A 17,086-nucleotide genomic window follows, 5' to 3' on the forward strand; every position below is an offset into this window, starting at 1 on the left:
CCGCATCGGCAAGCCCGCGCCACAGAATGTCAATATTGACAAAACTCATGTTGGCGAGTGTGCTCACGAAATGGTGTCTCTCATCGTTCACGCGATACTGGGTATCGCCGTCGTCGCGCTCATCGTGAGACTGAATCCGCAGATCTTCTCCCGCCCACCCGGGCCCGCATTCTCTGCGGTGGAGGTCGCCTTCTATGCCGTCGGCCTCGCGTCGATCCCGATCTGCTGGTACTTCAACATGCGGTTCGTCGCGGACTACGCGCAACCGGACGGCAACCCGATCTGGGGGCCGGGCAGCTGGGCCGAGTTCATCGCGCTGGGGTATACCAACCCCGCGGCCGGCTCGGCCAGCGCCGACTACACGATTGCCAATGTCGTTCTGCTGCCGCTGTTTACCATCATCGACGGGCTGCGCCGCGGCATCCGTCACCCCTGGCTGTTCTTCGTGGCGAGCCTGTTCACCAGCTTCGCGTTCGCGTTCGCCTTCTACTTCGCCACCATCGAACGGCAGCGCCGCCACCAACAGGCGGCAGTCGCCGTCAGTTGAGCGGTCTCAGCATCGCGGTGCACGCTGCCACCGCATCCTCGGTGATCTCCCCTATCTGACCACCGCTCTCCACGGTGATCGCGGTGAGCTCGCGCAACCCGCCGATCATCATGATCGTGCGACGCCGCGAGATCGACACACCGGCAGAGCGGAACGCTTCGCTGTTCGTCATCGCCTGCACCATGGCGATGAAATTCTCCATCGACTCACGCTGCATGGCCCGCGCTGCGGCACCGAGCGTCGGGAGATCGCGAATCCAGGCCAGCATCAACGCGGGGTTGGCCTCATATGAGGCGATCCACGCCTCGACGGCCTGGCGGACCTGGTCCTGCCATGGCGCAGTCCGGTCCACTCCCCCGGCGACCTCACGCACATGTTTGGTGTTGACGCTGGTCAACAGCGCCACAAAACACTCCTCGCGACTCGCGAAATGCTCGTAGAAGGTACGGCGCGACGTCTTGGCCCGGCGCACGATGTCAGCGACGGTCGTGTTCTGATAACCGTCCTCCACGATCGATTCGATCATGGCAGCGAGCAGTCGCGATCGGAACGCGCTCTTGCCGGCCTCGACCGACGTGGTGGGACTGTTCATCTCGGGCAGTCATCGTAATGCCGGCCAGGGGTGCGTGGTGGTGCTGTTTCAGCCGATCGGTGTCAGCGGGCTCAGCACGTCGCGCACGAACTGGGCGATGTTCACCGACGGATTGCCGTCGGGGAAGCTCACCGTGGCCAGCACAGTGCCCCCGGCGTCGGCGAAGTTCTGGTCGGCGCGCCCCTGATGTGTCGACGATGTCACCACGATGATTCCCGTCGCGCCCGCCTTCTTCGCCAGCGGAACCGAGAACTGCGCGTTCTGAACCGTGCTGTTGGCCCGGTCTTCGACGATGATGCGGTTGGCCGGAAGACCGAGCATGAGAAGCAGATTGCGCATCTGGCCGGCCTCGGTCTGTCCGTTCCGCGGGTTGCCGCCGGTGACGATGACGGGCGATTGCGGAAACGCCTGCGCGATGGCGAGGCCGGTGAGGACGCGGTGATACAGGATGGCGCGCATCGAACCGTCGGGCTTCAGGCCGTAACCAAGGATGACGATGGCGGGCTTGGTGAAGTCCTTGCCCGCCACTGCCGGCGCGGCCGGAGCGGGCACCGGACTGGCGATCAGGGCCAGGGCGCACACCAGCGCCGCGACGAGAACCCGCACGCCGTTCCGCATCTCACCCCCAACAGCTGCGACACTTGTGAATGTCGTTGCCAATGAGGTCGATGTTACCGATCGGGCAAATGTGGCATCAGTGCCGAACCGCGCCGCTCATTCCGCCACGCTCACGTACACCGTCTCCGGCCGCGTGACAGCGGCCACCTTGCCGCCCGCCACCAGCACCGTCGTCCTGGACCGGCGCCGGCGCACCGCCTCGGCAGTGGGAGCCTGTTCCGGATCCCGCCCGGCCAAGTGATGTAACAGCCGCAAGGTGGACCACAGCCCGGTCCCGGTGGCCCCGTGTGCGGCGTCGGTCGACACCAGCGCCCGCGCCACCGCCCCGTCGGTGAACAGCCCGTCGAACGCCCGGCCCGCGGCCGCGGCCAGCATCCTGTCGTGGCCGAACGGCATCGACGCCGGCATCCGGTCACCCGCCCGGACCAACACCGCCCCCGAACCGGGCTCAGGAACATGCACCCGGGTGAGGCACACCAATGACACCGTGTGACCGCGCTCATCACGGCCGGGATCGGATACCACGGTGATCGGGAACGGCTCGGTGCCATCGAGGACGTGCGCATGCGCACGCTCGCCGGCGATCCAGCCGGCCGTCTGTGCCACCGTCTGTCCCTTCGCCGGGTCCATCACCGCGCCGGGCAGCGACAGCTGCCCGGCGTGCGGGTCACGTTCACGGCGGTAGAGCACCAGCGCCGGGTCCTCCGGATCGTCGGTGATCGCCACGAGGTCCACCGACAGCCATGTGCGCCGATCGTCTGCGGGTTCGTCACGCACATCCCAACTCTGTCATGCCACCTGCTCTCGTCGGGCCGTCGCGGCCCGCAATCGCGCCCAACTGGCGCGGAGCTCGGCGCGCACCCCGGCGAACGTCGTGGTGCCGGTGAGCACACCGTCCTCGAAGACCGTCCGCAGCCGTGAATTGGCTTCCTGATCCGCGGTGGCCCGCTGCACCAGCGCCAGCGAGCCGTCCATGCCGCCCAGCACCGCCAACCGACCGCGCGCCGAACGCTTGGTGCCCGAATCGGTGACCGGTTCCTTGAAGATGTCGCGGCCCTGCCCGCCCACCTGCACCCAGGTCGCCTTGACCGCCAGCGAGAAGGTGTCCCGGGTGACGAATTGGTATGTGTAGGAACCGAATCCGAAGACCGGGACGGTCGAGACATAACCCTGCCGCATCAGGTTCGTGGTGATCGAATCGGCCCGTTCGAAATTGATGGAATCGCCGTAGATCACTCCGACGTGCGGGTCCAGTTCTCGGTAGCCCGCGGCGTTCTCGATCGTCCCGAACGTCTCGGCCAGCAGATTCACCACACCCTTGCGCTGCGGGCTACCGGCCGGCGCGGCCGGATCGCCACACAGGATGAGCTCTGGTTCGCCAGAGTCGGGGCGGATCACCAGCTTTCCGTCGCGCGCCATGATCGTGTCCTTCAGCGCGGGCAGGAACTCCGTCATCACCTGCCACAGGTCCCAGCTGTCGCTGACCACCGAGACGATGCCCGACGGATACAGGGCCAGCAGTCGCTCGAAGGTGGCCAGCTCCCCCTCGGGTCCGTTCGCAGTCATCACCGAGTGCTCGGTGGCCGGCACCGAACCACCCAGCACGGTCCCGTCGGGTGAGCCGGGATAGAACCGGTCGATCCATCCGAGTGCCGACAGCGAATCGGTGCCGGTGAAGCTCAGCAGGTGCGCGGCGCCACTGACCGACGCCGCACCCATGCCGGCCATGCCGCGGGCCGAGAAGTCGTGGCCCTGCCAGTCGACCGCCGCCAGCGGGGCGCCGGACGCAGCGGCGCGCTCGTCCAGCAGGCAGCGGTTGCGCCAGGCCGTGGTGGCCGAGGTGATGGGCTGCCAAAGCGCGGCCGACAGATCGGTCTCGATGTAGTTGGTCAGCCAGAAGAACCGCGGTTCGGTGTTCTCCACCGTCAGGTACGGCACCCCCAGCGGGGTGACGGTCCCCTCGGGCAGCGCCCGGAACCGCAGCGGCAACCTTCCGTACGCGTGCAGCTGCCGAATGTGCTCGGAACCAACACCGTTCGGACCCAGAATATCGGTGACACGCTCGTCGTAGGCACGGCACACCTCGTCGATGTCGGCGTCGAAGAAGGTCTGCCAGCGGGCCGCCAGATCGGTCAGATATGCCTGCAGCCCGAAGAACACGGTCCAGTCAACCTCGGGGATGCGGCTGCCGCGGGCGGTCAGGTTGGAGTACACGAACTCGGTGCCATCCGGGTACTGCCTGCGGTGATCGAGCTTGTAGGCGTCGGTCTCCATCAACACGGTCAGCGCATCCAGGGTGTCGCGGCGGTAGTCGCGCGGGTTGAAAGTCATGATCAGTTCTCCATTTCGGTCAGCAAGGACACGACGTGCCCGATCAGCGGCACCTGCTGGACTTCGGCAGGCAACGCATCCGGGTCGACGTCGGGGCTGGTGTTCGCGGCGGTGATCGACGCGAAGTGAGGCAGCAGGTTCTCGCGCCACCGCCCGGTGAACAGCCCGTGCGTCACCCACAGGTGCAGTTCGGCAGCGGGCTCGGTTTCGCGGATCGCCTGTGCGAGACCGGCGAAAGTGCCTCCGCCGTCGCAGATGTCGTCGACGAGCAGGTACCGACCCTCGGTGAGCCCGTCCGGCGCGGCGAAGCCCGACAGGGCCCCCGACTTCGGGTCGCGCACCTTGCCCGCGGTCAGCAGCGGCACGCCTAACTTGTCCGCAACGGCGCCGGCGCGGTCGACGGCACCCTTGTCGGGCGCGATCACACCGTCCCAGGCGATCTCGGCCAGAGTCGATGTTGCGATGAGTTCGGTGGCGCTGACGGAGTGGACTGTCGTTCCGTGGGCTGCGGCCGCCGCAGCCCACGCCCCGGAGTGCGGGTCGGCCGCGATCACGTCACGGATCCCCGTCGCCCCAGTCAGGCGTGCGACACCCTGTGCGTCGTAGGTCGCGTCGTGATCACCTCGCGCCGACGGCAGATACGGCATCACCAGAACCGGACGTGCGCCCTCATGGAAGGCGGCCCATTGCGCCAGTGCGGCGAAATCCAGTGCGCCACCGGTATTCCAGGCGACCGGGCGCCCGCCGGAGACCGGTTCGAGGTGACGGACTGCGACGTCGCCGCCGGGGTACGCCTCTACGGCTCCAGGTGCGGCGCGCAACTGCGGGGTGACGGGGTCGAAGGTGTGGAAGCTCAGGCTCATGATCGAAGCGTACCAGAGATATGGGCATATTTGCCCATATCTCTTTCATGGCACTGATCGCACCCGTAGATGACGCGAAATTTCCTCAGACAACAGCCACCAACTCCTCAACAGCCCTTGTCCCCCGCCATGCACGCTGGCGGGACCACAGATCCGCTGAAAGTTGTGACCGGTAAGGAGTTTGACGCACGCAAGGTGATCTCAACCGAAACACCTGGAGGTGATGTGATGTCGATGAAGAAATCGCTCGATCTGTACACCGAGGCGATAACCGCACAGGGGTACGGATATCTCGCCGCATTGGCAACGACAGTGGTCTTCGCGGTGCTCTGGCGGATCGCGGTTGCCCCGCGGCGTCCCGCGGTGACCGAGCCGCTCAGCCCGACAGAGCTGGCGTTTCTGCGATCGGACATCGCACCGGTGGTGAGCTCGCTGGCAAGTCTGCGCGCCAGTGGACGTATCACGGCCGACGGACGGGTGGACCACGCTGTGCGCAGCCCGGAGATCGACCGGTTTACCGGACAGATCTTGGAACGCGTCGACGCCGACTCGGACCACACCGTGTCGGGTCTGTATGCGGCGGCCGGCGACGAGCTCGCAGCGCTGGAAGAGCACTTGAGCCTGCGCGGCCTGGTGCGCACCAGGGCCGAACGGGCCCGCATGCGCTGGGGCACAGCACCGTCGATCGTGATGATGGTGGTCGGCATCGGTTACGGCGTGTACCTGCTGACGTCGTTGTCCGACCGTCCGCTCCACGCGGCCACCCTCAGCGCCGTCGTGCTGGCCACCGTCCTGTATGGGGCGTTTGCGCTCCCGCACCTGCTCGGCGTGAATCGCCTGACCCGCGCGGGCCGCCGGCTACTCGCCGCCCAGCAGAAGGAACTGGCCTATCTGGAACCGGCCAAGCGCCCCGCCTTCGACACCTACGGCCCGGCAGCAGTGGCGATGTCGGTGGCGCTGTTCGGCACCGGCGCACTGTGGATGCTGGACTCCGATTACTCGACGTCGGTGGAACTGGCCGGCGATTCCTCCGGCGGCGCCGACGGCGGCGGTTGCGGTGCCTCCTGCGGGGGCGACGGCGGTGGTGGCGGTGGCGGCGGCTGCGGTGGTTGTGGTGGCTGCGGAGGTTGCGGCGGATGAGTGCCGCGAGCCGTACCGTGCCCGCACTGGGCGATGTGGGCCTCGGCTGGCGGCGTGAGATCGCCGGGGTGATCGCCGATCTGCGGCCCGGGTTCTGCGAGGTGATCGCCGAGTCGATCCCGATCCGTCGCCGTCGAGCTCGGCCCGACCCGGCGCTGTCGGATCTTGCCGCCCGCGGCATCCCGGTGATCCCGCACGGCGTAGCACTTTCGCTGGGCGGCGCAGAACCCGTGCAGCCCAAGCGAGTACGCAGGCTGGCGGCCTGCGCGGAAGCACTCGGCTCCCCGGTGGCCAGCGAGCACATCGCCCTTGTCCGGGCCGGCGGGATCGAAGCCGGGCATCTGCTGCCGGTGCCCCGCACGCACGAAGCGCTCGACGTGCTGGCGGCCAACATCGACCGCACTCGTCGCGAGCTTCCCGTGCCACTGGCACTGGAGAACATCGCCTCCTTCGTCGAATGGCCGGAGTCAGATCTCACCGAGTCGGAGTTCCTCACCGAGTTGGTGGAACGCACCGGGGTGCTGTTGGTTCTCGACGTGGCGAACGTCTACGCCAACGCACGCAACCGCGGACGTGATCCGCTGCGGGAGCTGGAGCGGCTGCCGGTGGAGCGAGTGGCCTACAGCCATGTCGCAGGGGGTCGGCAGGGCGAGGATTTCTACCACGACACCCACACCGCTCCGACCCCGCCGGAGGTGCTGGACCTCGTCACAGCGCTGCGGGAACGGGTCGACACCCCTTTCATGTTGGAACGCGATGGCCAGTTTCCGCCCGCCGCAGAGCTTTTCGACGAGTTGGACACGATCGCCGTGGCGGCCGGGGCCGCTCCGATCACGACCGGGGCAAGGGAGGTGTGGGTATGACGAACACATTGGCCGCACGTCAGGAGGCTCTGGTTCGGGCGTTGGTAGCCGGCGGCCCCGTGCCGCCGGGCTTCGATCCCGCCGCAGTGGCCGCGGCGGGCGAGGTGTGCCGTCACAAGCGCGACGCGCACTCGGGTGCGAGTACCCGTCGGCGTTGGTGGTGGCCCGTAGGGCGCTGAAATACCGGACAGCGACCAGCGTGACACGATGATCAGATGAGTGACTGGACGAGGGAACGACTTTTCGGCGCTGTGAAAGCGGCCGGAGCGGCTTCGATGGTGGGTTGTGCGTTGGTGCTGGGTGCCGGTGCGGCGCAGGCAGATCCGGTGCCGTTCGAGCCGCCGAGGCTCGTGCCGACCGACGGCTCGACCGTCGGTGTGGCCCAGCCGATCATCATCAACTTCCCGGGCCCCGTCGATGACGCCGGTGCCACCGAAAACGCCATCCACATCTCGTCCGTCCCGGAAGTGCCCGGCAAGTTCTACTGGATGACTCCCACGCAACTGCGCTGGCGTCCGCTGAGCTTCTGGCCCGCCCACACCTCGGTCACCGTCGACGCCGCCGGCACGGTGTCCAGCTTCAACACCGGGGACACGCTGGTGGCCACGGCCAATGACACCACCCACCAACTGACCGTCACCCGTAACGGGACCGTGGAGAAAACCATCCCGATGTCGATGGGCATGGCATCCGGCGGCCACCAGACTCCGAACGGCACCTTCTACGTGCAGGAGAAGATGCCCTCGGTGGTGATGGATTCGTCAACCTATGGCGTTCCGGTCAACTCGCCGAACGGATACAAGCTGAACGTCGATCTGGCCGTCCGATTCGACGACAGCGGCGACTTCGTCCACAGCGCCCCATGGTCTGTGGCTGACCAGGGCAAGCGCAACGTCAGTCACGGCTGCATCAACATCAGCCCCGCCAACGCGAAGTGGTTCTTCGACAACGTCAAGCCCGGCGATCCCATCATCGTCGAGAACTCGACCGGCACCTACACCCGGCACGACGGCTCCAACGACTGGCAGATCTAGGTCTCGAGAAGCGCCGCGACGGTTCCGACGATCGTTGTCAGCAGTCGATCTGACGCCGGTTGCCACATCTCGTGGCGCTTCTTCGGCGTGATGTCCACAGGGTCACCGTCCCGTGTGACACGGCCCGTCGTCAGGCTGATCCTGAATCAGCCATCGTCGTACTTCCGCGTAGCCGATCAATGCATGGCACTTCGTCGCGGTGCCGCCCCTAGGCATGATTGCGGCGATGCTGCGCCGCCGCCAACCGGAGCAACTCGGAATACCCCTGTTCAAAGTTCTTCCGTGTATCGGCATCGAATCGATCCGCGAGGTAACCGTTCAGCTCGTTGGCGATGATCGCAACGAGCTGCTCCTGCGACCGATCACGTAGGTCAAGCATCAGGATGTTGTTGTCACGCAACTCGACGATCTCGGCCTTGCGATCACCGTCGGGCAGACGATCCTCAAGCAAGTCGAACACGATCTCCGTCATCCACGAATTCCAGGACCAGCTACCGTCCAGAAACCGGACAAGGCTGTTCATTACTCGTCTCCCACTGTGACCGTATCGGGATTCCCGCCGATGCCTGCGAACCGCACAAACTGGATGTCGTCCAGGTCGTCGGGATCGTCGTTGGTATGGCGAAAGACCACGACCTGCCCGACATGCACGTAAGCGTCTGCTGGGTAGTCCTGACTGTAGAGCCGCCGGTGGATCTTCTCCTTTCCGGGAAAGTCGGCGCTGATCACGAGCGTGAACGTGTCGTGTCCGCCGATCTCCGAGGATGGTTCCGCGTTCCGGAAGTCGACCATGCCGGTCGACTTGTAGCCAGCGGCGAACCTCGACTCGCGGACCCGGTCCTGTGCTTCGGTCTCCAGGAATGCACCGACGACAAGGAGCGCGAGGCCTACCCAGGTCGTCCAGATGAGAACAGTGAAGACGCTGTCGTCGCCGGTAACCTGCTGCACCAGTAGTGCGATCCCCAACGTGGCGAACGGGAGCGCGATACCGACGAGCGCCATCCCAGCAGCCAAGCTTTGTATTCGTGACCAGCGGCGTACACGTGCCTGGAGCTCCTGAGCCGTCGCAGTGCTCATGTCAGACATAGTTTCTCGCAACCGCTGCTACCGATCACAAGAACCCCACCGGAGTTGGGATCGGTAGCGTCGCCGCGTGTGGTCCGCTTTGTCCCGTAACGACATAGACGGCACGGGAGGACGAGATCATGTGGTGGTTGATTCCGGTGGTGGTCATCGCGTTCGACCTGGCGCTCGTCGCGATCTTCGCAACCCTCAAACGGCGGCGGCTTGGTGGGCTTGGGACTGCCCGCCGCGGGAGGTTCGGGTCAGTTGCCGGCGCCGGCGGAGCAGCCATCTGGGCGACAGGTGCTGACTTCGGTCTCGGCGACGTAGGTCATGGGGGCCACTCGGGTTGCGCTGGTGGCCACAGCGGCTGCGGCGGCGGAAGCAGTTGTGGCGGGGGCGGCTGCGGCGGTGGCTGCTGATGATCACGCTGCGAAGGGCTCGCGCCCGGCATGCCGCCGGGCAGGTGATCGCTGATCTGGAATTGCCGGAGGCGGTGTTCAAGACCTGCCCCTGGCAGCCGCGTGAACTCATCGAAACCGGTCTGCGACAGTGGTTTCGATGCTGTGCGGTAGCGCTGCGCGACGGTCAGACCATCGGGATGCCCTCGCGTGCGGTCGATGAAGCCTGGCATGGCCTGATCCTGTGCACCGTCCGCTATGCGGCGTTCTGTGACGCCGCCTACGGGCGGTTCCTGCACCACCATCCCGAGGGCGGTGCGCCGCCTGCCGTCGCTGCGGCCGGAGAGTGCATGGACGAACAGTTGCGCCGCACCGTCATCGCTTGGTCCATGGTCGCTGAGCCGGGTGAATGTTGCGTCCTGTGGGATCTGGACTCTCGCCTCGGGCTCGATGAGCCATGGGGCATCGCTGCGCACCGGGTCGCGGACATCGAGGCGGCGCTGACCGGCCGGGCCGGCGTTTCCGTGTCGGGGTGACAAACCAGTCTGGCGGCGGGGCCACCGCGCGGGCGATTAGATCCTCAATGGTCGCTCTGGGTCATCGAGCGCTCGCCGCGGGCCCGGCCCCAGACACAGAAAAACCCGCTACGAATAGCGGGCTATCTCAGTGGCCAGGGCCGGGATCGAACCGGCGACCTTCCGCTTTTCAGGCGGACGCTCGTACCAACTGAGCTACCTGGCCGGAAGGCACCGGCTCTTGCAAACCGAACTGCCTCGCCGTGATGGCGACCCTGACGGGACTCGAACCCGCGACCTCCGCCGTGACAGGGCGGCGCGCTAACCAACTGCGCCACAGGGCCTTGCTTTCCTGCGTGCTCCACGTTTCCGTGGTGCGTACCCCCAACGGGATTCGAACCCGTGCTACCGCCGTGAAAGGGCGGCGTCCTAGGCCACTAGACGATGGGGGCCTGTCCGAATCTCTCCGGGGTACTCATCAACCTCGTTCGTTGGGAGCTTCGATAGCTTAGGGTACAGATGCCCAAATCCTCAAACCCGGTGGTCGTAACACCAAAATCATCCATCTTGTACCCTGTCTTTTCGCGCCCCTATAGCTCAGTTGGTAGAGCTACGGACTTTTAATCCGCAGGTCCTAGGTTCGAGTCCTAGTGGGGGCACCACACACCCCGCCCACGCGGCGGGTAACGGTGCGGCGCACGCGCTCTGCGCGTGAGCCGTTCACACGCTCCGCTACAGCCGCCTCACAGGTCCGGGGATGCGTGAGCACCACGAGCCACACCCGTTTATCGTTATGCCCGGGGGTCGGAAGTGGACCGAGCGTGAACTCTTCGCGTTCGGGTCGACAGTTCGAATGAAGGAGTCACCGAATGCTCTCCCGGCGCCCGCGTACCCGAGTCCTGGCCACCGCGATCGGTGCCGCCGCGCTGGCTGCCAGTGCCGCATTCGGGGTCGCACCGGCCCACGCCGACGCCCAGGACGACCAGTTCTTCACGATCGTCAAAGACCTGAACATCCCCACCACTTCGGCCGAGGAGGCAGGGCAGGTCGGCCGCGGGGTTTGTGACGCACTCACGAAGGGCAAGATCGAGCCCGCCCGCACCGTACGGGGAGTCATCAGCCAGTTGATGAATCAGGCCGGTATCGACAAACACCAAGCCGCGAACCTGGTGCGGGGCGCGGTCAAGGTGTACTGCCCACAGAACGCCGCATTCGTCGGGCGCTGAGGCGGGCTGTTCAGACCTTCGGGCAGTAGTGCATCCCGTTGTCGCGGTGCCCGATTGGCGGCAGGTTGCGGGCCGGGGTGTGCACCAGCGGAGCGTCGGCCGGAAGTCGTCCGGAGGCACGGTCCCAGGCGCTGCGCGCCCGTGGATGCATGCGCCGCCGCGGGGGCACCAGGTTGAACACCCTGCCAACCACTTTGCCCAGCAGTCGGTGCAACTTCTCGTCGCGCTCAGACCAGGTGTATCCCATCAGCTCCCGCACGGCCGGGTGGTAGAGGCCGACGGTGAACCAGACGAACAACGGGTGCACCAGGTACTTACGCTGCACGGCCCACATCCAGTCGGGCAGCTTCGACGCGAACGGCGGCTTCGGCAGCTCACTGAGATCCAACACATCGCGAGCAGCCTGGTTGTTCTCCAATACGTTGCGGCACATGTGTTCCCAGTAGACCTGGAAGTCCTCCCAGGTTTCCGGTACTGGCCGCATGCTCATCCCGTACATCGAGTACCACTGCTTGTGTTCCTCGAACAGCTGCCGCTTGTCGGCCTCGGAGATCCCGCCCGCGAGCCGGTCCGCGACGATGATCGTGCCGACGAAGAACGTGGAATGCGCCCAGTAGAAGACCTCGGGATTCAACGCGTGGTAACGGCGCCCCTGCGAGTCAGTCCCTTTGATGTTGACGTGGTAGTCGCGCACCTCGGCACCGGTCCGCGGCGCGCGGTCGCCGTCGAACACCACGCCGCCGATGGGGTACAGCGAGCGCAACAGGCGGGGCCAACGTTCTTGGAAGAAGATCGAATGCTCGGTCACCGCCGCACCGAGCTGCGGGTGCATGTTCTGCATCGATCCGGCCCACGGCCCCTGGAGCATGCCCCGCCAGTCGCCGAAGTACTTCCACGTCAGCGAATCCGGTCCCAGCGGGATCGGCGGCGCCTCGTAGCCGCCGGGGGCGGCCGGGCAGCCCGCGGCCACCGCAGCGGATCCGCTGGTCACGGGGCATGTCTCAGAAGTATCTTGTGTCACAGGTGCGCTTTCTGCCGGCAAGACGATGGTTCTCTGTGAAATGTGACTACATACGTTGTCATCAGAGCTTAGGAGTAGATGTGCCGTCCGGTCAACGACGCGGCCGATGGTCGGGTGTTCCGCTACAGGAACGCGCGGCTCGTCGCCGCGACGAACTGATCGCCGCAGGCGTCACCCTGCTGGGCAAAGCGGACGGCCCGGCGCTGACGGTCCGAGCGGTGTGCCGGGCGGCCGAACTCACCGAGCGCTACTTCTACGAGAGCTTCAATGACCGCGACGCGTTCGTCCGGGCGGTCTACGACGACGTCTGCGCGCGGGCGATGTCCGCCCTGACCACCGCCGCCACTCCCCGGGAGGCAGTGGAACGGTTCGTCACACTCATGGTCGACGACCCCACCCGCGGCCGGGTGCTGCTGGTCGCCCCGGAAACCGAACCGGTGCTGACCCGCTCGGGCGCGGAATGGATGCCCGACTTCATCGGCCTGCTGCAGCGCAAACTGACCCGCATCGCCGATCCGGTACGTCAGGCCATGGTCGCCACCAGCCTGATCGGGGCCCTGACCGCGCTGTTCACCGCCTATCTCGACGATCGCCTGCCGGCCAGCCGCGAACAATTCATCGACTACTGCGTCGACATGCTGGTCGGCCGCGTCGGCAGTTTCTGAGAAGGCCCCGACTATTCGTCAGGGGTGCTGGCCTCGGCGATCGGCTCCTCCTCGGCCGCGGCGGCCTCATCTTCGGCAGCCTTGGCCTCGCGGCCCGCCGGGCTGCCGATCGATGCCCCCGGATGGGTCTCGGTGGCATGGTCGCCGTCGCAATTGAGCGACACCTGCGTCACGTCTTCTTCGTATTCGTAGTAGGTGTCGGAGGTTTGCGGCACCAGTTGCCGGACAGTCCAGGCGTTGGTCACTATGCACTCGTCGCGCGGCAACCGACTGCCGACGGTGACAGCGACATGCGCGGTGCCCCCGCCGTCCTCGATAGCGGTGACGGCGTCGCTGTAGGTCTGCCCCACGACATCCGGCGCCGCATGGGCCGCCCCCGCGCCCATCACCGCGAACGCAAATCCCGCCGCGGACACACTGATGACACTTCCGAACCCGATCGCGATCCTCATATAGCCAGACCTTCCCCGTCCGGTGATCTCTCCCGGAGAGGTGGGGTGCCGGCACCTCAGGCCCGCGTGTCAGCATCCCCTCGTTCCGCGGCAGGTGCCACAGATGACTCTTTGGGAGCTGACCTGCATTTTAGTCCGCAGTGGGGCTCAGATCGAGGAATTGACGCCGACTCAATCGCTACTCGTCGGGAGTGCTGGCCTCGGCGAGTTCTTCCTCCTCGGCTGCGGCCGCCTCGTCAGCGGCCTTCTTCGCCTCGCGCCCAGCCGGGCTTGCCAGCGACGCACCCGGGTGGGTGGCCGAGGCATATCCGCCGTCGCAGTTGAGGGACAGCATCACCTCGTCCTCGGCGTGGGTGTACTCGTCACCGGCGTCGCGGACAAAAGGGGCATCCCAGGCATGGGTCACCACACAGTCGTCCTGGGACAACTTGCTGCCGACGGTCACCGCGACCTTGGCAGTGCCGCCATCGTCCTCGATCGCGGAAGAGGCGTCACCGAACGTCTCGCCCACGACATCAGGGGCGGCCGTTGCCACACCCGCTCCGAACAGGCTGACGGCGATGAAACCCACCGCCCCAACCCCGGAAATGACGAGGTTCTTCATGTGCGCTCGACCCCTTACGGCTATCTCGGACTGCAACATCAGTCGGCGAGATTACCGAGCGGTGAACGAAAAGCGGTGGCGCAGAAGGGAACTGTACGTGAACGCTAAGTGGCGTCGAGCCGAATGAGCACGGACCTACTCGTCGGGAGTGCTGGCCTCTTCGAGCTGCTGCTGCTCCTCGGCAGCGGCCTCGTCGGCGGCAGCCTTTGCCTCACGGCCGGCCGGGCTGGCGACCGAAGCGCCCGGGTGGGCGGCGGTGGCGTGGTCGCCGTCGCAGTTCAACGCGACCATGACCTCGCTGTCGGCATGCCCGAACGAGCCGCCGCTGTCACGCACGAACGGGGCGTCCCACGCGTTGGTGACGATGCAATCGCCCTGGGACAGCTTGCTGCCCACCGTGACCGCCACCTTGGCACTGGCACCGCTGTCCTCGATCGCGCTCGAAGCGTCCGAGTAGGTTTGGCCGACGACGTCAGGTGCGGCAACCGCGACGCCCGCACCGAACAACATGGACACGGCCGCACCGGTGACAACGGCAGCTCCGGCACCAACGACAAGCTTCTTCACGTGTGCCCAACCTCCGAGCGTGGTATCCGATAGATGTTCGTGCGGATCCTACAGTCGGCACCGGATCGCCGCAGGACTCGTGAAGTAGCCCCGGCGGGGCAACTTGATGTCACCGGTTTACACAGATATATTGACTGCAACCAGCAGGTACAGATAACTGAGCGTCCGCGGGACGCGAGGAGGGTGAGGGCATATGACGCAGGAATACACCGACCTGCAGCTCCTGCACGAACTCGAGCCTGTCGTGGAAACCAGCATCAACCGCCACATGCGGATGCGTAAGGACTGGAATCCGCACGACTACATCCCGTGGTCGGACGGCAAGAACTACTACGCGCTCGGTGGCCAGGACTGGGAGCCCGGACAGTCCAAGCTGTCCGAGGTCGCCAAGACGGCCATGATCCAAAACCTGCTCACCGAGGACAACCTGCCCTCGTATCACCGCGAGATCGCGATGAACATGGGCATGGACGGCGCCTGGGGTCAGTGGGTCAACCGCTGGACCGCCGAGGAGAACCGCCACGGCATCGCCCTGCGCGACTATCTCGTCGTCACCCGTGCCATCGATCCGGTGGAGCTCGAGGAACTGCGCGTCGAGCAGGTCACCCGTGGCTTCTCCCCCGGCCAGAACCAGCAGGGCGACCTGTTCGCCGAGAGCCTGTTCGACTCGGTGATGTATGTCTCGTTCCAGGAGTTGGCCACCCGCGTCAGCCACCGCAACACCGGCAAGGCCTGCGACGACCCGATCGCCGACCAGTTGCTGCAGCGAGTCTCCGCCGACGAGAACCTGCACATGATCTTCTACCGCGACGTGTCCGCGGCCGGCCTGGACATCGCGCCCAACCAGGCGATGGGCTCCCTGCACCGGGTGTTGGACAACTTCAAGATGCCCGGTTACACGGTGCCCGACTTCCGGCGTAAAGCCGTGATCATCGCCGTCGGTGGCGTCTACGACCCGCGCATCCACCTCGACGACGTCGTGATGCCCATCCTGCGCAAGTGGCGCATCTTCGAGCGTGAGGACTTCAGCGGCGAAGGTGCCCGGCTGCGTGACGACCTCGGCCGCATCATCGAGGAGCTCGAGGATGCCTGCGACAAGTTCGAGGTCGCCAAGGAGCGCCGCCAGGAACGCGAGCGCAAGGTGGCCGAGAAGAAGGCCATGAAGAACCTGCTGGTGTCGTCTTCGACTTCATGACCCTGACCGCCCCGCCGCCCACAGCAGCGGCAGCGCCGGCCCGATCCCAACTTCGGATCGGGCCGTTCGCGTTGCCCAGTCCCGTCGTCCTGGCGCCCATGGCCGGGGTGACCAACGTGGCGTTCCGCACCCTGTGCCGCGAGCTAGAAATCGCCCGCGCCGGCACCGTCAGCGGTCTCTACGTGTGCGAGATGGTCACCGCGCGGGCACTGGTCGAACGCCATCCCGTCACCATGCACATGACGACCTTCGGCCCCGACGAATCGCCGCGGTCGCTGCAGCTCTACACCGTGGACCCGGAAACCACCTACCTGGCGGCCAAGATGATCGCCGACGAGGGCATGGCCGACCACATCGACATGAACTTCGGCTGCCCGGTGCCCAAGGTCACCAAGCGCGGCGGTGGGTCGGCGCTGCCCTACAAGCGCAGGCTGTTCGGCCAGATCGTCGCCGCCGCTGTGCGCGGCGTCGCGGGCACTGACATTCCGGTGACGGTGAAGTTCCGGATCGGTATCGACGACGCGCATCACACTCACCTGGACGCCGGGCGCATCGCCGCCGAGGAAGGCGCGGCAGCCGTGGCGCTGCACGCTCGCACCGCCGCCCAGCGCTATTCGGGCACGGCCGACTGGGATCAGATCGCCGCGCTCAAGGCCCACGTCACGAGCATTCCGGTGCTCGGCAACGGCGACATCTTCGAGGCCGACGACGCGCTGGCGATGATGGCCGCGACCGGCTGCGACGGCGTGGTGATCGGCCGTGGCTGCCTGGGTCGGCCATGGTTGTTCGCCGAGCTCTCCGCGGCCTTCAACGGCCGGCCTGCCGCCACTCCGCCGACGCTGGGCGAGGTGGCCGACATCGTCCGCCGCCACGGCGAGCTGCTCACCGCGCACTTCGGTGAGGACAAGGCCATGCGTGACATCCGCAAGCACGTGGCCTGGTACCTGCACGGATTCCCGGCCGGAGCCGAGCTGCGGCGCGGCCTGGCCCTGGTGAAGACGCGTGCCGAACTCGATGACCTGCTCGGCCAACTCGACGGCGACGCGCCGTTCCCGCCGGCGGCGGGCGGCCCGCGCGGCCGGCAGGGTTCGGCCGCCTCGGTGTCACTACCCGAGGGGTGGCTCGACGATCCCGACGACTGCGCGGTGCCCGTCGGGGCCGATGTGATGCATTCCGGGGGCTGACCTGCATTCGCACCGAGATGACATCGAGACGGCACTGTCACCGGGTTGGGTCTAGCTCGGTCTCAGGATGCCTCAGTACGATGAAACCCCTGCCGCGACTGGCTCGACTGGCCAGTCCGGCACCGTGCTGCTAGAAGAGATGAGGAGAAAAACCTCAGCAGCACCAGAACACACCGCGGGAACGATGCGCACCGACGCGCACGCGC

The 17,086-nt window shown here is 66.3% G+C and carries 21 protein-coding genes and 4 tRNA genes; 11 read left to right on the plus strand and 14 right to left on the minus strand.

From position 1 onward, the window contains the following. Nucleotides 1-70 precede the first annotated feature (70 nt). On the plus strand, nt 71-547 hold the full coding sequence (locus QQ25_RS26530; RefSeq protein ID WP_039382063.1) for a DUF2834 domain-containing protein: 477 nt from the start codon (nt 71-73) through the stop codon (nt 545-547). On the opposite strand, the gene QQ25_RS26535 is transcribed toward QQ25_RS26530, so the two are convergent. The 5 genes from QQ25_RS26535 to QQ25_RS26555 form a co-directional block, all read right to left on the minus strand. Next, entirely contained in the window at nt 540-1,139 is a 600-nt protein-coding gene (locus QQ25_RS26535; RefSeq protein WP_039325017.1) for a TetR/AcrR family transcriptional regulator, read from the minus strand. The two genes, QQ25_RS26530 and QQ25_RS26535, sit on opposite strands and share 8 nt — an antisense overlap. 48 nt (nt 1,140-1,187) lie before the next feature. Further along, a complete protein-coding gene (locus QQ25_RS26540) occupies nt 1,188-1,757 on the minus strand; it encodes a YdcF family protein (protein ID WP_039382065.1) in 570 nt (189 codons plus the stop codon). Nucleotides 1,758-1,853: 96 nt separating this feature from the next. Then, a complete protein-coding gene (locus tag QQ25_RS26545) occupies nt 1,854-2,534 on the minus strand; it encodes an NUDIX hydrolase (protein WP_052236089.1) in 681 nt (226 codons plus the stop codon). A gap of 12 nt (nt 2,535-2,546) precedes the next feature. Beyond that, nucleotides 2,547-4,088 (minus strand): nicotinate phosphoribosyltransferase, encoded by a 1,542-nt coding sequence (locus QQ25_RS26550; RefSeq protein ID WP_052236090.1) that lies wholly within the window; start codon nt 4,086-4,088, stop codon nt 2,547-2,549. Between the two features lie 2 nt (nt 4,089-4,090). Continuing rightward, entirely contained in the window at nt 4,091-4,951 is an 861-nt protein-coding gene (locus QQ25_RS26555) for a phosphoribosyltransferase family protein (RefSeq protein ID WP_052236091.1), read from the minus strand. A 228-nt stretch (nt 4,952-5,179) separates the two neighbouring features. Between QQ25_RS26555 and QQ25_RS26560 the strand changes: the two genes are divergently transcribed. From QQ25_RS26560 to QQ25_RS26570, 4 genes are all read left to right on the plus strand, one after another. Then, nucleotides 5,180-6,091 carry a TIGR04222 domain-containing membrane protein gene (locus QQ25_RS26560; RefSeq protein WP_039382684.1) on the plus strand — a complete coding sequence of 304 codons (912 nt, stop codon included), beginning with the start codon at nt 5,180-5,182 and terminating at the stop codon, nt 6,089-6,091. Beyond that, a complete protein-coding gene (locus tag QQ25_RS26565) occupies nt 6,088-6,954 on the plus strand; it encodes an MbnB/TglH/ChrH family RiPP precursor modification enzyme (RefSeq protein ID WP_039382066.1) in 867 nt (288 codons plus the stop codon). The genes QQ25_RS26560 and QQ25_RS26565 overlap by 4 nt, the downstream gene beginning before the upstream one ends. Further along, nucleotides 6,951-7,133, plus strand: coding sequence for an SCO6045 C-terminal-like domain-containing protein (locus tag QQ25_RS30315; protein WP_082017701.1), 183 nt, complete (start codon nt 6,951-6,953; stop codon nt 7,131-7,133). Before QQ25_RS26565 ends, QQ25_RS30315 begins: the two co-directional genes overlap by 4 nt. Nucleotides 7,134-7,229: 96 nt before the next feature. Then, nucleotides 7,230-7,988 (plus strand): L,D-transpeptidase, encoded by a 759-nt coding sequence (locus QQ25_RS26570; protein WP_409370980.1) that lies wholly within the window; start codon nt 7,230-7,232, stop codon nt 7,986-7,988. Between the two features lie 208 nt (nt 7,989-8,196). On the opposite strand, the gene QQ25_RS26575 is transcribed toward QQ25_RS26570, so the two are convergent. Together QQ25_RS26575 and QQ25_RS29880 are read right to left on the minus strand one after the other, a co-directional pair. Next, complete coding sequence (locus QQ25_RS26575) at nt 8,197-8,460, minus strand: hypothetical protein (protein ID WP_131546237.1); 264 nt, start codon at nt 8,458-8,460, stop codon at nt 8,197-8,199. A gap of 50 nt (nt 8,461-8,510) precedes the next feature. Continuing rightward, on the minus strand, nt 8,511-8,990 hold the full coding sequence (locus tag QQ25_RS29880) for a hypothetical protein (protein WP_052236092.1): 480 nt from the start codon (nt 8,988-8,990) through the stop codon (nt 8,511-8,513). A gap of 481 nt (nt 8,991-9,471) precedes the next feature. On the opposite strand from QQ25_RS29880, the gene QQ25_RS26585 reads away from it, so the two are divergent. Beyond that, nucleotides 9,472-9,987: a UCP032817 domain-containing protein gene (locus tag QQ25_RS26585; RefSeq protein ID WP_039382690.1), complete on the plus strand. Its 516-nt coding sequence runs from the start codon at nt 9,472-9,474 to the stop codon at nt 9,985-9,987. A gap of 131 nt (nt 9,988-10,118) precedes the next feature. Here the strand turns inward: QQ25_RS26585 and QQ25_RS26590 are convergent. From QQ25_RS26590 to QQ25_RS26600, 3 genes are all read right to left on the minus strand, one after another. Then, a tRNA-Phe gene (locus tag QQ25_RS26590) sits at nt 10,119-10,192 on the minus strand. A 41-nt stretch (nt 10,193-10,233) separates the two neighbouring features. Continuing rightward, a tRNA-Asp gene (locus QQ25_RS26595) sits at nt 10,234-10,310 on the minus strand. A gap of 35 nt (nt 10,311-10,345) precedes the next feature. After that, nucleotides 10,346-10,418 (minus strand) — tRNA-Glu (locus tag QQ25_RS26600). Nucleotides 10,419-10,552: 134 nt separating this feature from the next. On the opposite strand from QQ25_RS26600, the gene QQ25_RS26605 reads away from it, so the two are divergent. Next, nucleotides 10,553-10,628, plus strand: a tRNA-Lys gene (locus QQ25_RS26605). A 207-nt stretch (nt 10,629-10,835) separates the two neighbouring features. Then, on the plus strand, nt 10,836-11,192 hold the full coding sequence (locus QQ25_RS26610) for a DUF732 domain-containing protein (protein WP_039325026.1): 357 nt from the start codon (nt 10,836-10,838) through the stop codon (nt 11,190-11,192). A gap of 10 nt (nt 11,193-11,202) precedes the next feature. On the opposite strand, the gene QQ25_RS26615 is transcribed toward QQ25_RS26610, so the two are convergent. Continuing rightward, complete coding sequence (locus QQ25_RS26615) at nt 11,203-12,213, minus strand: oxygenase MpaB family protein (RefSeq protein ID WP_039382071.1); 1,011 nt, start codon at nt 12,211-12,213, stop codon at nt 11,203-11,205. 80 nt (nt 12,214-12,293) lie between these two features. On the opposite strand from QQ25_RS26615, the gene QQ25_RS26620 reads away from it, so the two are divergent. Continuing rightward, on the plus strand, nt 12,294-12,878 hold the full coding sequence (locus QQ25_RS26620; protein ID WP_039325029.1) for a TetR/AcrR family transcriptional regulator: 585 nt from the start codon (nt 12,294-12,296) through the stop codon (nt 12,876-12,878). 11 nt (nt 12,879-12,889) lie between these two features. On the opposite strand, the gene QQ25_RS26625 is transcribed toward QQ25_RS26620, so the two are convergent. The 3 genes from QQ25_RS26625 to QQ25_RS26635 all read right to left on the minus strand — a co-directional run bounded on the left by QQ25_RS26625 (nt 12,890) and on the right by QQ25_RS26635 (nt 14,501). Then, nucleotides 12,890-13,330 (minus strand): hypothetical protein, encoded by a 441-nt coding sequence (locus tag QQ25_RS26625; RefSeq protein ID WP_039325032.1) that lies wholly within the window; start codon nt 13,328-13,330, stop codon nt 12,890-12,892. Between the two features lie 178 nt (nt 13,331-13,508). Then, a complete protein-coding gene (locus QQ25_RS26630; protein WP_039325035.1) occupies nt 13,509-13,934 on the minus strand; it encodes a hypothetical protein in 426 nt (141 codons plus the stop codon). A 135-nt stretch (nt 13,935-14,069) separates the two neighbouring features. Continuing rightward, nucleotides 14,070-14,501 (minus strand): hypothetical protein, encoded by a 432-nt coding sequence (locus QQ25_RS26635; RefSeq protein ID WP_039325036.1) that lies wholly within the window; start codon nt 14,499-14,501, stop codon nt 14,070-14,072. A 193-nt stretch (nt 14,502-14,694) separates the two neighbouring features. On the opposite strand from QQ25_RS26635, the gene QQ25_RS26640 reads away from it, so the two are divergent. Next, entirely contained in the window at nt 14,695-15,696 is a 1,002-nt protein-coding gene (locus tag QQ25_RS26640) for an acyl-ACP desaturase (protein WP_039325038.1), read from the plus strand. Beyond that, nucleotides 15,693-16,880 carry a tRNA dihydrouridine synthase DusB gene (dusB, locus tag QQ25_RS26645; RefSeq protein WP_052236093.1) on the plus strand — a complete coding sequence of 396 codons (1,188 nt, stop codon included), beginning with the start codon at nt 15,693-15,695 and terminating at the stop codon, nt 16,878-16,880. The genes QQ25_RS26640 and dusB overlap by 4 nt, the downstream gene beginning before the upstream one ends. The last annotated feature ends 206 nt before the right edge of the window (nt 16,881-17,086 follow it).

Origin of the sequence: Mycolicibacterium setense, assembly GCF_000805385.1 — a bacterium.
Lineage (GTDB): Bacteria > Actinomycetota > Actinomycetes > Mycobacteriales > Mycobacteriaceae > Mycobacterium > Mycobacterium setense.